Source organism: Pseudomonas sp. GZD-209, assembly GCF_049310485.1.
Classification (GTDB): Bacteria; Pseudomonadota; Gammaproteobacteria; order Pseudomonadales; family Pseudomonadaceae; genus Aquipseudomonas; species Aquipseudomonas sichuanensis.
The window spans coordinates 1-12,605 of sequence record NZ_JBMOWQ010000109.1; the positions used below are offsets into that span (position 1 = coordinate 1).

The following is a 12,605-nucleotide window of genomic DNA, read 5'->3' on the forward strand; positions in this document are numbered from 1 at the left end:
TTTCTTTTGTCCCCCCCCCCCCCCCCTCCTTCCGCGGCTTTTGTGGGTTCTCCCCCCCCCCCACCAGGGCCGGCACTGACCTTGAAAATTTCAGATCAGAGCGCTTCGCTACCGATCACTACGCTCAGCGAATGACTCGCCCCAGGCTTCAGCTCCACCACGTCGTCCCACACGTTCGCCGTCTCGATGCACAGCATGCGCTGCCAGCCATCGTCGGCCATGTCCGGCAGCTCCTGGGCGCGGTCGGTCCAGGGGTTCCAGATCACCGCGCTGCGTGAACCGATGGCCTGCAGGGTGATGCGCCGGTTCCAGTGCGGGTCGACGATGGCCAGCTGTTGGGGCGCATTCAGGTAGATGCGGTCGGTCTCGCCGGTGAACGCCAGATTGCCCTGCTGCTGGCGCTGCTCCCAGTCGGCCAGGGTTTCGATATAGCCCAGGCCATCGACGCCTTCCACCTGCACCTGGCGCACGTCGCTCACGGCGAAGTAACTGTGCAGGGCCTGGCTGAGGGTGACATTGGTATTGCCGAGGTTGTAGCTGGTGAGGGTCATTTGCAACTGATCGCCCAGCTCCACCCGCAGTTTGAGCTCGACGTCATGGGGCCAGCCTGGCAGCTCGCCCTGGGCTTCGGGCAGGGTGAATTCGATAAGCAGGTTGTTGCCGGACTCTTCCATGCCGAGCAACTGCCAGTCGCGGCCACGAGCCAAGCCGTGGGCCGCTGCCTGTTCGCCCTGGAACATGTCCTGGACCGATTGCGGGTTGCGCTGCAGATTGCCGAACCAGGGCCAGCACACCGGTACCCCGGCACGCACTGACTTGCCCTGACGGAAGATGGCCTGGTCGCTCAGCCACAGCAGAGGCGGCTCGCCGATGCGCTGGTAGCTGAGGACCTGCGCGCCCTGCTGGGCGATCAGAAGTTCGGCGCGGTCGCTGGTGATGCGCCAGCAGTTGAGTTCGCCGTGTTGCTCGGTGTCGACCTGATAGGTAGCCATTGCGCTCGTCTCATTGAATGCCTGTCGGGCCGTTGGACCCGGTGACCTGCAATGAGTTTACCGCTCGCGCAGGTTAGCGACGAGGCACCGAGCGGGTGCGGCCGCTGCCGTCGATGGCGACGAACACGAACACCGCTTCGGTGACCTTGCGCCATTCGCTGGACAGCGGATCGTCGCTCCACACTTCGACCATCATCTGGATCGAGCTGCGGCCGATTTCCAGGGTCTGGGTATAAAAGGAGAGCTGCGCGCCCACGGCCACCGGCACCAGGAAGGCCATGCGGTCGATGGCCACCGTGGCCACGCGGCCACCGGCGACGCGGCTGGCCATGGCGGTACCGGCCAGGTCCATCTGCGCGACCAGCCAGCCGCCGAAGATGTCGCCAAAACCGTTGGTTTCGCGCGGCAGTGCGGTGATCTGCAAGGCCAGATCGCCCTGCGGGATAGGATCTTCTTGTTCGAGCTCAATCATGCCGTGGGGCCTCTGACCCGTGACGCTTCGTGGGTGGCGCAGTGAAGGACGCCGTAAAAACGATTCAGCTGCTCGCATACTACGCTGATTTCGCTTCGGGGCGGCCAAAGGGGAGACTCTGCGAAACAGTCTGACAATAGAGACCGACGTTTTCGCACAACATCCCGCACCAGAATCAACCTTTTCCTACGAGCGGGCAGTATATAGACCCTTACAACCAGCGACGACGTCACATTCATGAATATCTGTACGGATTTTGTACCGCTATGAGCGCTGCTCGGCAATTTGTTATCTTCACCCGCTAGCCAATCCAGAAGCCGCATGCCAAGCGGCCTGCACACTAAAAGAGAACAAGCAGCGATGACCTCCGTGCCGAGCAGTATCGAGCAGCCTTCCAGGCCGCTGACCCGCAGCGACTACAAGACCCTCTCTCTGTCCGCCCTCGGTGGTGCCCTGGAGTTCTACGACTTCATCATCTTCGTGTTCTTCGCCACGGTGGTGGGCAAGCTGTTCTTCCCCGCCGACATGCCCGAATGGCTGCGCCTGATGCAGACCTTCGGCATCTTCGCCGCCGGCTACCTGGCACGGCCACTGGGCGGCATCGTCATGGCCCACTTCGGTGACCTGCTCGGGCGCAAGAAGATGTTCACCCTGAGCATCTTCATGATGGCGCTGCCGACCCTGGTCATGGGCCTGCTGCCAACTTATGCACAGATCGGCCTGTGGGCGCCGATCCTGCTGCTGTTGATGCGTGTCATCCAGGGTGCGGCCATCGGTGGTGAAGTGCCGGGCGCCTGGGTGTTTGTCTCCGAGCACGTGCCGGCGCGCAACACCGGCTATGCCTGCGGCACCCTGACTGCTGGCCTGACTTCGGGCATCCTACTTGGTTCGCTGGTGGCGACACTGATCAACACGATCTATACCCCGTACGAAGTGGCGGACTTTGCTTGGCGTATTCCGTTCCTGCTCGGTGGGGTGTTCGGCTTCTTCGCGGTCTACCTGCGCCGCTGGCTGCATGAGACCCCGGTGTTTGCCGAAATGCAGGCGCGCAAGGCCCTGGCCGAGGAGCTGCCGCTGCGCGCGGTGCTGCGCGACCACCGCGGCGCGATCATCCTGTCGATGCTGCTCACCTGGTTGCTGTCGGCCGGCATCGTGGTGATCATCCTGATGACCCCGGCCCTGCTGCAGAGCCTCTACCACGTCAGCCCCACCGATTCGCTCAAGGCCAACAGCCTGGCCATCGTGCTGCTCAGCCTGGGCTGTGTTGCTGCTGGTAGCCTGGCCGACCGTTTCGGCGCCGGGCGTGTGTTCATCGTTGGCAGCCTGGCACTGCTGGTCTCGTCCTGGGCCTTCTACCACAGCCTGCCGACCCGCCCGGACCTGTTGTTCCCGCTGTATGCCCTGACCGGGTTGTGCGTGGGTATCGTCGGCGCCGTGCCGTACGTGATGGTCAAGGCGTTCCCGCCGGTGGTGCGCTTCAGTGGGCTGTCGTTCTCCTACAACCTGGCCTACGCCATCTTCGGCGGTTTGACCCCGATGGTGGTGACCGCGCTGCTCAAGTTCAGCCCGATGGCGCCGGCCTACTACGTGGCATGTCTGTGTGCCGTTGGTCTGGCCGTGGGTCTCTACTTGCTCGCCAACAAGCGCTAAGCGGCTGGCACTGCAGGCCTCTTCGCGGGTAAACCCGCTCCCACAGGCAGGGCGCAAGCCTTGTGGCATCGGGTAAACCCGCGAAGAGGGCGGACCTGCTCGAACCCTTCTTGAAACATCTTGAAAGGCCATCCCGGGCACCCGGTGATGGCCTTTCATCCAATTGTCATATTGGAGTCATATCGTGTTCATGCGGCCTGCAGATACTTGGGCCCGTTCCATCACAACCCCTACGATATTCCTGCTAGGAGCAAGGCATGAAACTGAAGCGTTTGATGGCGGCCCTGACCTTTGCCGCCGCTGGCGTTGCCACCGCCAATGCGGTCGCCGCTGTCGACCCAGCCATCCCGACCTACACCAAGACCACCGGTGTATCGGGTAACCTCTCCAGCGTCGGTTCGGACACCCTCGCCAACCTGATGACTCTGTGGGCCGAGGCCTACAAGAAGGAATATCCGAACGTAAACATCCAGATCCAGGCCGCCGGCTCCTCTACCGCGCCACCCGCGCTGACCGAAGGCACCGCCAACCTGGGCCCGATGAGCCGTAAGATGAAGGACGTCGAGCTGCAGGCCTTCGAGCAGAAGTACGGCTACAAGCCAACCGCCATCCCGGTTGCCGTCGACGCCCTGGCCGTGTTCGTGCACAAGGACAACCCGATCAAGGGCCTGACCATGGCTCAGGTCGACGCCATCTTCTCGTCCACCCGCCTGTGCGGCGGCAAGGCTGACGTGAAGACCTGGGGTGACATCGGTGTGACCGGCGACCTGGCCAACAAGCCAATCCAGCTGTTCGGCCGTAACTCGGTATCGGGCACCTACGGCTACTTCAAGGAAGAAGCCCTGTGCAAAGGCGACTTCAAGCCTAACGTCAACGAACAGCCTGGCTCGGCTTCGGTCGTGCAGTCGATCAGCTCCTCGCTGAACGGCATCGGCTACTCGGGCATCGGCTACAAGACCGCCAGCGTGAAGACCGTGGCCCTGGCCAAGAAGGAAGGCGGCGAGTTCATCGAAGACAACGAAGCCAACGCCCTGAACGGTTCGTACCCGCTGTCGCGCTTCCTCTACGTCTACGTCAACAAGGCCCCGAACAAGCCTCTGGCCCCGCTGGAAGCCGAGTTCGTCAAGCTGGTGCTGTCGCAGGCTGGCCAGCAGGTCGTGGTGAAGGATGGTTACATCCCGCTGCCGGCCAAAGTGGTCGACAAGACCCTGGCTGACCTGGGCCTGTCCCACGCCGGTAACGTCGCAAAGAAGTAAGTAACTGAGGATAAGGCCGGTGCTGATGCCCGGCCTTGTCCACGAATCTCTCAGTCCGAAGCCAGGGTTCCTGCGCGGCGGGCTTTCTTGCGTCACTGCATTGTCATGTTTTTGTCATACGGGACCGCTAGGGTGTGCGCATGAATGATCTGGCCAACTCCACCATGACCCAAAATTCTCCGCCGGTGCGCATTGATTTCAATACGCCCGAGCTGCAACGCAAGCGCCGCATGCGCGCCCTCAAGGACCGCCTGACCCGCTGGTACGTCCTGGTGGGCGGGCTGGCTGTGCTGGCTGCCATTACCCTGATCTTCTTCTATCTGGCCTACGTGGTGCTGCCGCTGTTCCAGGGCGCCACGCTGACCAGCAAGAAGGCGCTGGAGCCGACCTGGCTGCAGCAGGATGCCGGCAAGCCGCTGATGATCGCCCTCGAGGAGCAGAACCTCGTGGGCATGCGCGTTTCCGACAAGGGCCAGGCCCTGTTCTTCGATACCAAGACCGGTAACGAACTCAAACGCGTCGACCTGCCAGTGCCTGCCGGCACCCAGGTCAGCTCGATCAGCACCGATCAGCCGGGTAGCCCGCTGGTGGTGCTGGGCCTGTCCAACGGCCAGGCGCTGGTGTTCAACCACAGCTACAAGATCACCTATCCGGACAACAAGAAGACCATCGAGGCGGGCATCGACTACCCCTATGGTCAGGACCTGTTCACCCTGGATGACCAGGGCCGCGCGCTGGAACACGTGAGCGTCAACGTCAATGGCGACACCCTGTTGCTGGCCGGCTCCACCGGTGCGCACCTGCAGGTGATCGAACTGTCGCGCACCGAGAACATGATGACCGACGAGGTCACCGTCGAGCAGAACCGCATCGAACTGCCGCAGATGACCGAGACGGTGAAGAACATCTTCATCGACCCGCGCCAGCAGTGGCTGTACGTGATCAACGGCCGTGCCACCGCCGACGTCTTCAGCCTGCGTGAGAAGAGCCTCAACGGCCGCTACAAACTGCTCGAGGACGGCAACGCCGAAATCACCGCCAGCGGCCAACTGGTCGGCGGCATCTCGCTGATCTTCGGTGATTCCAAGGGTGGCCTGAGCCAGTGGTTCATGGCCCGCGACCCGGATGGCGAGTCGCGCCTGAAACTGATCCGCAGCTTCCAGCTGGGCAATGCCCCGGTGGTGCAGATCGACGCCGAAGAGCGCCGCAAGGGCTTCATCGCCCTCGACAGCGCCGGCAAGCTGGGTGTGTTCCACAGCACCGCGCACCGTACCCTGCTGGTCGAGCCGGTCGCCGAAGGCGCGGGCATCCTGGCCCTGTCGCCACGCGCCAACCGCATCATCATCGAAGAAGGCGGCAAGCTGCTGCCACTGAGCCTGCGCAACCCGCACCCGGAGGTTTCCTTCAGCGCGCTGTGGGGCAAGGTCTGGTACGAGAACTACGACGAGCCTAAATACGTCTGGCAGTCGACCGCCTCGAACACCGACTTCGAACCCAAGCTGAGCCTGTCGCCGCTGACCTTCGGTACGCTCAAGGCCGCGTTCTACGCGATGATCCTGGCTGCCCCGCTGGCCATCGCCGCCGCCATCTACACCGCCTACTTCATGGCCCCGGGCATGCGCCGCAAGGTCAAGCCGGTGATCGAACTGATGGAAGCGATGCCGACAGTGATCCTCGGCTTCTTCGCCGGCCTGTTCCTCGCGCCGTACCTTGAAGGCCACCTGCCGGGCGTGTTCAGCCTGCTGCTGATCCTGCCGGTGGGCATCCTGGTCGCAGGTTTTGCCTGGAGCCGCCTGCCGGAGTCGATCCGCCTGCGTATCCCGGATGGCTGGGAGGCGGCGATCCTGATCCCGGTGATCCTGGCGATCGGCTGGTTCGCGCTGTACATGAGCCCGTTCATGGAAAGCTGGTTCTTCGGTGGCGACATGCGCCTGTGGGTCAGCAACGACCTGGGGATCACCTACGACCAGCGCAACGCCCTGGTGGTCGGTATCGCCATGGGCTTTGCGGTCATCCCGAACATCTACTCCATTGCCGAAGACGCCGTGTTCAGCGTGCCGCGCAGCCTCACCCTGGGCTCGCTGGCCCTGGGTGCCACGCCGTGGCAGACCCTGACCCGCGTGGTCATCCTCACCGCCAGCCCGGGTATCTTCTCGGCGCTGATGATCGGCATGGGCCGTGCGGTGGGCGAGACCATGATCGTGCTCATGGCCACCGGCAACACCCCGGTGATGGAAATGAACCTGTTCGAGGGCATGCGCACCCTGGCCGCCAACGTGGCCGTGGAAATGCCGGAATCGGAAGTCGGTGGCAGCCACTATCGTGTGCTGTTCCTCGCCGCCCTCGTGCTGCTGATGTTCACGTTCATCATGAACACCTTGGCCGAGCTGATTCGCCAGCGCCTGCGCAAGAAATACTCGTCGCTTTGATAGAAAGGTAGAGATCCGTGAAAAAGGATTCCCTCAAAGGCTGGTTCAAGAGCGGCGCCCCCGGCGTCTGGATCAGCGGTGGCGCGGTGGCCATGGCGGTCATCATGACCGTCGGCCTGCTGGCCGTGATCGCCGTGCGTGGTTTGGGCCATTTCTGGCCGGCCGACCTGGTCCAGGCCACCTACAAGGTGCCTGGCCAGGCCGATCACGTGATCATCGGTGAAGTGGTACAGAAGGAAGAAGTACCGCGCGAACGCCTCAAGGGTGCCGGCCTGCCGGTGCCCGACCAGGGCCCGGAGTTCATGACCCGCGAGCTGATCAAGATCGGTAACCGCGACCTCAACGGCAGCGACTTCACCTGGGTGGTCGGCGACTGGCTGGTGGACCAGCAGAGGCCCGCCGAGCTGATCGCCCTGGAGCGCCGCGAGTGGGGCAACTTCTACGGTTACCTGGTCAGCGTCAAGGAAGACGGGCGGGTGGTCGCCCAGGGGTCTGAGGCCTGGAACGAGCTGCAGGCCCGCCTCAAGCGTGCCAGCGAACTCAACGACCAGTTGGTGAAGCTCGAGAAGAAAGACATCGGCGCCATCAACCACGGCCTGGAGCGCCTGCGCCTGCATGGCCGCAAGCTGGAACTGGACGGCAAGCTCGATGCCGCCGCCCAGGCCGACATGGACGCCGAGCGCGCCGAGCTGAACAACCGTTACAAGGCCATCGAAGAGCGCCTGAGCGGCCTGCACCAGGCCTTCGCCCGCGACAGCCTGGTGGCCCGCGACGGCAACGGCCGCGAAGTGGAGATCAACCTGAGCAAGGTGGTCCACGCGATCCAGCCGAACGCCATGTCCGGCCTGACCAAGATGGGCGCCTACTTCGCCAAGGTGTGGGAGTTCCTCAGCGATGACCCGCGTGAGGCCAACACTGAAGGGGGTATCTTCCCGGCCATCTTCGGCACCGTGATGATGACCCTGATCATGGCCGTGATCGTCACCCCGTTCGGCGTTCTGGCCGCAGTCTACCTGCGCGAGTACGCCAAGCAGGGCCCGGTGACCCGCTTGATCCGCATCGCCGTGAACAACCTGGCCGGTGTACCGGCTATCGTTTACGGCGTGTTCGGCCTGGGCTTCTTCGTCTATGTACTGGGCGGTTCGATCGATCGCCTGTTCTTCCCCGAGTCGCTGCCGGCGCCTACCCTGGGTACGCCTGGCCTGCTGTGGGCTTCGCTGACCCTGGCGCTGCTGGCGGTGCCGGTGGTGATCGTGGCCACCGAGGAAGGCCTGGCGCGCATCCCACGCACCGTGCGTGAAGGCTCGCTGGCCCTGGGTGCGACCAAGGCCGAGACCCTGTGGAAGATCGTCCTGCCGATGGCCAGCCCGGCCATGATGACCGGCATGATCCTCGCCGTGGCCCGCGCCGCCGGTGAAGTGGCCCCGCTGATGCTGGTGGGTGTGGTGAAGCTGGCGCCATCGCTGCCGGTGGACGGCAACTACCCGTACCTGCACCTGGACCAGAAGATCATGCACCTGGGCTTCCACATCTACGACGTCGGCTTCCAGAGCCCCAACGTCGAGGCCGCGCGGCCGCTGGTGTATGCCACCGCGTTGCTGCTGGTGCTGGTGATCGCCACCCTCAACCTCTCGGCGGTGTGGATGCGTAACCACCTGCGCGAGAAGTACAAGGCCCTCGACAGCTGATCCTGATTGCAAGCGCGCCGCCCGCAGCCCGGGCGGCCCTTTGAAACGAATTGATAGCGTATGGAGTTGACCATGCAGCATGAATCCCACGCCCACGCCCACGGCATCGACATGTCGGCCCTGGGCCGCGACAAGCAGAGCCTGCGCCTGGCTGAAGAGACCGTGGCCATCGAAGTGCCCGGTCTGTCCCTGTTCTACGGCGACAAGCAGGCGCTGTTCGACGTCAGCATGAATATCCCCAAGCAGCGCGTGACCGCCTTCATCGGCCCGTCCGGCTGCGGCAAGTCGACCCTGCTGCGCACCTTCAACCGCATGAACGATCTGGTTGACGGCTGCCGCGTTGAGGGCGCCATCAACCTGTACGGCAACAACATCTACCGCAAGGGCGAGGACGTGGCCGAGCTGCGCCGCCGCGTGGGCATGGTGTTCCAGAAGCCCAACCCGTTCCCCAAGACCATCTACGAGAACGTGGTCTACGGCCTGCGCATCCAGGGCATCAACAAGAAGCGCACCCTCGATGAAGCCGTGGAGTGGGCGCTGAAGGGCGCGGCCCTGTGGGATGAGGTCAAGGACCGCCTGCACGAATCGGCGCTGGGCCTGTCCGGTGGCCAGCAGCAGCGTCTGGTGATTGCCCGTACCATCGCCGTCGAGCCGGAAGTGCTGCTGCTCGACGAGCCGTGCTCGGCACTGGACCCGATCTCGACGCTGAAAGTCGAAGAGCTGATCTACGAACTGAAATCCAAGTACACCATCGTCATCGTTACCCACAACATGCAGCAAGCGGCCCGTGTTTCGGACTACACCGCGTTCATGTACATGGGCAAACTGGTCGAGTTCGGTGATACCGACACCCTGTTCACCAACCCGGCGAAGAAGCAGACCGAAGACTACATCACTGGCCGCTACGGTTAGGTCGGTTTCGTGGGAGCGGGCTTGCCCCGCGATTGCGACAGTGCTGGCGATCGCAAATCGCGGGGCAAGTCGCAGCGGCGCACCGCCGCTCCCACGCCAGATTTTCATTGCCAGGGAACGACACGAACGACTTGAAGCTTGCAGCTGCTTCGCGGAGCGAAACGATGATCAACAAAGAAAGCCTTACCCACCACATTTCCCAGCAGTTCAACGCCGAGCTCGAAGAGGTGCGCAGCCACCTACTGGCCATGGGCGGGCTGGTCGAGAAGCAGGTCAACGACGCCGTCACCGCGCTGATCGAGGCCGACTCGGGCCTGGCCCAGCAAGTGCGTGAAGTCGACGAACAGATCAACCAGATGGAGCGCAACATCGACGAGGAATGCGTGCGCATCCTCGCCCGCCGCCAGCCGGCAGCCTCCGACCTGCGTCTGATCATCAGCATTTCCAAGTCGGTGATCGACCTGGAGCGCATCGGTGACGAATCCACCAAGATCGCCCGGCGCGCCATCCAGCTGTGCGAAGAAGGCGTGTCGCCACGGGGTTATGTCGAGGTGCGCCACATCGGCGACCAGGTGCGCAACATGGTGCGTGACGCACTGGATGCCTTCGCCCGTTTCGACGCCGACCTGGCGCTGTCGGTGGCCCAGTACGACAAGACCATCGACCGCGAGTACAAGACCGCGTTGCGCGAACTGGTCACCTACATGATGGAAGATCCGCGTTCGATCACTCGCGTGCTCAGCGTGATCTGGGCCCTGCGCTCGCTGGAGCGGATCGGCGACCACGCGCGCAACATCTCGGAGCTGGTGATCTATCTGGTACGCGGCACCGACGTGCGCCACATGGGCCTCAAGCGCATGAAAGCTGAAGTCCAGGGCGAGGCCTTCGATGAGGGCGAAATCGCTAATGTTCCGGCTGAACCGGACGATAAATAGAATTGCTCCCGAGCAACAACGCCCGGCATCCGCCGGGCGTTTTCGTTTGCGGTCGAGCACCCTGCAGGCAGCCGCGAACGTGAAGAGAAGTCCCGGCGTGACCCGTGTTTTGGCAAATGGCCATCAGTCGGCGGTATGCTAGTCGGGATTCAAGAGGAGTATCGATGAGTAAAGTCAATGTGCTGGTCGTGGACGATGCCCCGTTCATCCGCGATCTGGTAAAGAAGTGCCTGCGTAATGCCTTCCCGGGCATGGTAATCGAAGATGCGGTCAACGGCCGCAAAGCCATGGCCATGCTCAGCAAGGAGCGTTTCGACCTGGTCCTGTGCGACTGGGAGATGCCGGAGATGTCCGGCCTCGAGCTGCTGAGCTGGTGCCGCCAGCAGGAAGAAATGAAGACCATGCAGTTCATCATGGTGACCAGCCGTGGTGACAAGGAGAACGTGATCCAGGCCATCCAGGCCGGCGTCTCCGATTTTGTCGGCAAGCCGTTCACCAACGAACAGCTGCTGACCAAGGTGAAAAAGTCGCTGACCAAGATCGGCAAGCTCGACAGCCTGATGGCGAGTGGGCCGGCGCGGGTCAACTCGGCATTTGCCAACGATTCGCTCAGCGCCCTGACCGGGGGCCGCCCGGAAGCCGCCAAGGTAGCCGCCCCTGCCGCGCCAGCTGCAACGGCCGCCAAGCCGTTGATCAATGCCCCTGCGCCGAAAGCGGCCGCAGCTGCAGCACCGACCGGCCGCGGGCAGGGTCAGCTGCGCCTGGCCAGCGGTCCGCAACCTTGCGTGATCAAGGCCCTGAGCCTGAAGGAGGCGTTGCTGGTGGTGCGTCGCAGCGCCAACCTGCCGCAGGTGCTCGAAGGTGCGGTGCTCGACCTTGAGCAAGGCGAGAACGCCGAAGTGGCGCGGCTGAACGGCTACCTGCACGCCGTTGCGGCGCTGGAGCCGAAGCCGGACAGCGACTGGCTGCAATTGAACTTCAAGTTCGTCGATCAGGATGCGCAGAAGCTCGATTACCTGTCGCGGCTGATTGCCCGTGGCACTGCGCAGAAGCACTTCACGCCCGGCGCCTGACCTGCCGACGACAAGGCCCCTGTAGGAGCGGCCTTGCGTCGCGAAAGGGCCGCAAAGCGGCCCCAATGATCTTTGCCACTGGTCAAGATCTGGGGCTGCTGCGCAGCCCTTTCGCGGCACAAGGCCGCTCCTACAGGTCGGTGTGAGCTCATGTCTTCCGACCAGCTGTAGCAACTCGTCTTGAAATCGGCTGCTAGGCTTCGACAGAACTCCACTGTCAAAAAGCCACTATCATGCCGCCCGCCCGCCTGCTGCTGTTCTGTGCCTTGCTCACGGCCTCGGCGTCGAGCCTGGGCATGACCGTCTACAAGACCACCGACGATTTCGGTGTGGTCTCTTATTCCGAAAGCCCCAGCCCAGGGGCAAAACCCTTGATCGTTCACGAGCCCATGGTCGAGCGCCTTGATGGCCAGGTGCGCCTGCAGACCGAGGCATTCCGTGGCGGCGTGCGTTTCGTGGCGCGTAACGAGCTGCATGTGCCCATGGAGGTCGAACTGCGCCTGAATGGCCTGGCCAATGCCTTCGGCGGCAATGCCCCGCGCCTGATCAGGCGTGTGGTGCCCGCGCGTTCGACCCAGATGCTCAGCGTCATACTGGCCGCACCCAGCGGGCCGTTGAAATACGTCAGCAAGTTCGAATACGCCATGGGCGATCCCATCCAGCGTACCCAGGGCTATCGCTACCCCTTCCCGTGGAAGGGCGGGCCGTTTCGCATCAGCCAGGGGCCCAATGGGCGCTTCAGCCATTTCGGCCCGAAGGGGCGCTACGCCATCGATATCGCCATGCCCGAGGGCACGCCGATCATCGCGGCCAGGGGCGGGGTGGTGGTCCGGATCGAGAACAGCCAGACCGGGCGTGGTAGCAACCCGGCGGGCAACTTCGTGCGCATCCTGCACCCGGACGGCACCATGGGCGTCTACCTGCACCTGATGCGCGGTTCGGTGGTGGTGGCGGAGGGGCAGCAGGTGGTGGTGGGGCAGGCGCTGGCCAAGTCGGGCAATACCGGCAACAGCAGTGGGCCGCATCTGCATTTCGTGGTGCAGCGCAACGTGGGGCTGGCGTTGGAGTCGATCCCCTATCAGTTCGACCGGCCGATTGGCGGGATGCCGGATTTCACCGCAGGCAACCCCTGAAAACATCGCGGGGCAAGCCCGCTCCCACACCCGCCACACCAAAAGGAAGAGGGGTGGAGTGTCCC

General features: G+C 63.4%; 10 protein-coding genes. 8 read left to right on the forward strand and 2 right to left on the reverse strand.

Features of this window, described 5'->3' with window-relative positions; translation table 11 throughout:
* Positions 1-95 precede the first annotated feature (95 nt).
* Together ACO6VM_RS13795 and ACO6VM_RS13800 are read right to left on the reverse strand one after the other, a co-directional pair.
* Positions 96-992: a D-hexose-6-phosphate mutarotase gene (locus ACO6VM_RS13795; protein WP_401055894.1), complete on the reverse strand. Its 897-nt coding sequence runs from the start codon at positions 990-992 to the stop codon at positions 96-98.
* A 73-nt stretch (positions 993-1,065) separates the two neighbouring features.
* Positions 1,066-1,464 carry an acyl-CoA thioesterase gene (locus ACO6VM_RS13800; protein ID WP_003253317.1) on the reverse strand — a complete coding sequence of 133 codons (399 nt, stop codon included), beginning with the start codon at positions 1,462-1,464 and terminating at the stop codon, positions 1,066-1,068.
* A 360-nt stretch (positions 1,465-1,824) separates the two neighbouring features.
* On the opposite strand from ACO6VM_RS13800, the gene ACO6VM_RS13805 reads away from it, so the two are divergent.
* From ACO6VM_RS13805 to ACO6VM_RS13840, 8 genes are all read left to right on the forward strand, one after another.
* On the forward strand, positions 1,825-3,114 hold the full coding sequence (locus ACO6VM_RS13805; RefSeq protein ID WP_401055892.1) for an MFS transporter: 1,290 nt from the start codon (positions 1,825-1,827) through the stop codon (positions 3,112-3,114).
* 257 nt (positions 3,115-3,371) lie between these two features.
* Positions 3,372-4,370 carry a phosphate ABC transporter substrate-binding protein PstS gene (locus ACO6VM_RS13810; RefSeq protein ID WP_110991966.1) on the forward strand — a complete coding sequence of 333 codons (999 nt, stop codon included), beginning with the start codon at positions 3,372-3,374 and terminating at the stop codon, positions 4,368-4,370.
* 140 nt (positions 4,371-4,510) lie between these two features.
* Complete coding sequence (locus ACO6VM_RS13815; protein ID WP_401055890.1) at positions 4,511-6,799, forward strand: ABC transporter permease subunit; 2,289 nt, start codon at positions 4,511-4,513, stop codon at positions 6,797-6,799.
* A 17-nt stretch (positions 6,800-6,816) separates the two neighbouring features.
* Positions 6,817-8,487 (forward strand): phosphate ABC transporter permease PstA, encoded by a 1,671-nt coding sequence (gene pstA, locus ACO6VM_RS13820; RefSeq protein ID WP_401055888.1) that lies wholly within the window; start codon positions 6,817-6,819, stop codon positions 8,485-8,487.
* Between the two features lie 72 nt (positions 8,488-8,559).
* Positions 8,560-9,399, forward strand: coding sequence for a phosphate ABC transporter ATP-binding protein PstB (gene pstB, locus ACO6VM_RS13825; protein WP_401055886.1), 840 nt, complete (start codon positions 8,560-8,562; stop codon positions 9,397-9,399).
* Positions 9,400-9,563: 164 nt separating this feature from the next.
* The gene (phoU, locus tag ACO6VM_RS13830) at positions 9,564-10,334 is read left to right on the forward strand and encodes a phosphate signaling complex protein PhoU (RefSeq protein ID WP_125466082.1); all 771 of its coding nucleotides are present in this window, start codon (positions 9,564-9,566) and stop codon (positions 10,332-10,334) included.
* 164 nt (positions 10,335-10,498) lie between these two features.
* Positions 10,499-11,407: a response regulator gene (locus tag ACO6VM_RS13835; RefSeq protein WP_153786758.1), complete on the forward strand. Its 909-nt coding sequence runs from the start codon at positions 10,499-10,501 to the stop codon at positions 11,405-11,407.
* 233 nt (positions 11,408-11,640) lie between these two features.
* A complete protein-coding gene (locus ACO6VM_RS13840; RefSeq protein ID WP_401055884.1) occupies positions 11,641-12,540 on the forward strand; it encodes a peptidoglycan DD-metalloendopeptidase family protein in 900 nt (299 codons plus the stop codon).
* Positions 12,541-12,605: the final 65 nt, after the last annotated feature.

Coding starts and splice junctions, on each gene's coding strand:
- ACO6VM_RS13795 (WP_401055894.1), bottom strand. CDS start 992: ATGGCTACCTATCAGGTCGACACCGAGCAACACGGCGAACTCAACTGC.
- ACO6VM_RS13800 (WP_003253317.1), bottom strand. CDS start 1,464: ATGATTGAGCTCGAACAAGAAGATCCTATCCCGCAGGGCGATCTGGCC.
- ACO6VM_RS13805 (WP_401055892.1), top strand. CDS start 1,825: ATGACCTCCGTGCCGAGCAGTATCGAGCAGCCTTCCAGGCCGCTGACC.
- ACO6VM_RS13810 (WP_110991966.1), top strand. CDS start 3,372: ATGAAACTGAAGCGTTTGATGGCGGCCCTGACCTTTGCCGCCGCTGGC.
- ACO6VM_RS13815 (WP_401055890.1), top strand. CDS start 4,511: ATGAATGATCTGGCCAACTCCACCATGACCCAAAATTCTCCGCCGGTG.
- pstB (WP_401055886.1), top strand. CDS start 8,560: ATGCAGCATGAATCCCACGCCCACGCCCACGGCATCGACATGTCGGCC.
- phoU (WP_125466082.1), top strand. CDS start 9,564: ATGATCAACAAAGAAAGCCTTACCCACCACATTTCCCAGCAGTTCAAC.
- ACO6VM_RS13835 (WP_153786758.1), top strand. CDS start 10,499: ATGAGTAAAGTCAATGTGCTGGTCGTGGACGATGCCCCGTTCATCCGC.
- ACO6VM_RS13840 (WP_401055884.1), top strand. CDS start 11,641: ATGCCGCCCGCCCGCCTGCTGCTGTTCTGTGCCTTGCTCACGGCCTCG.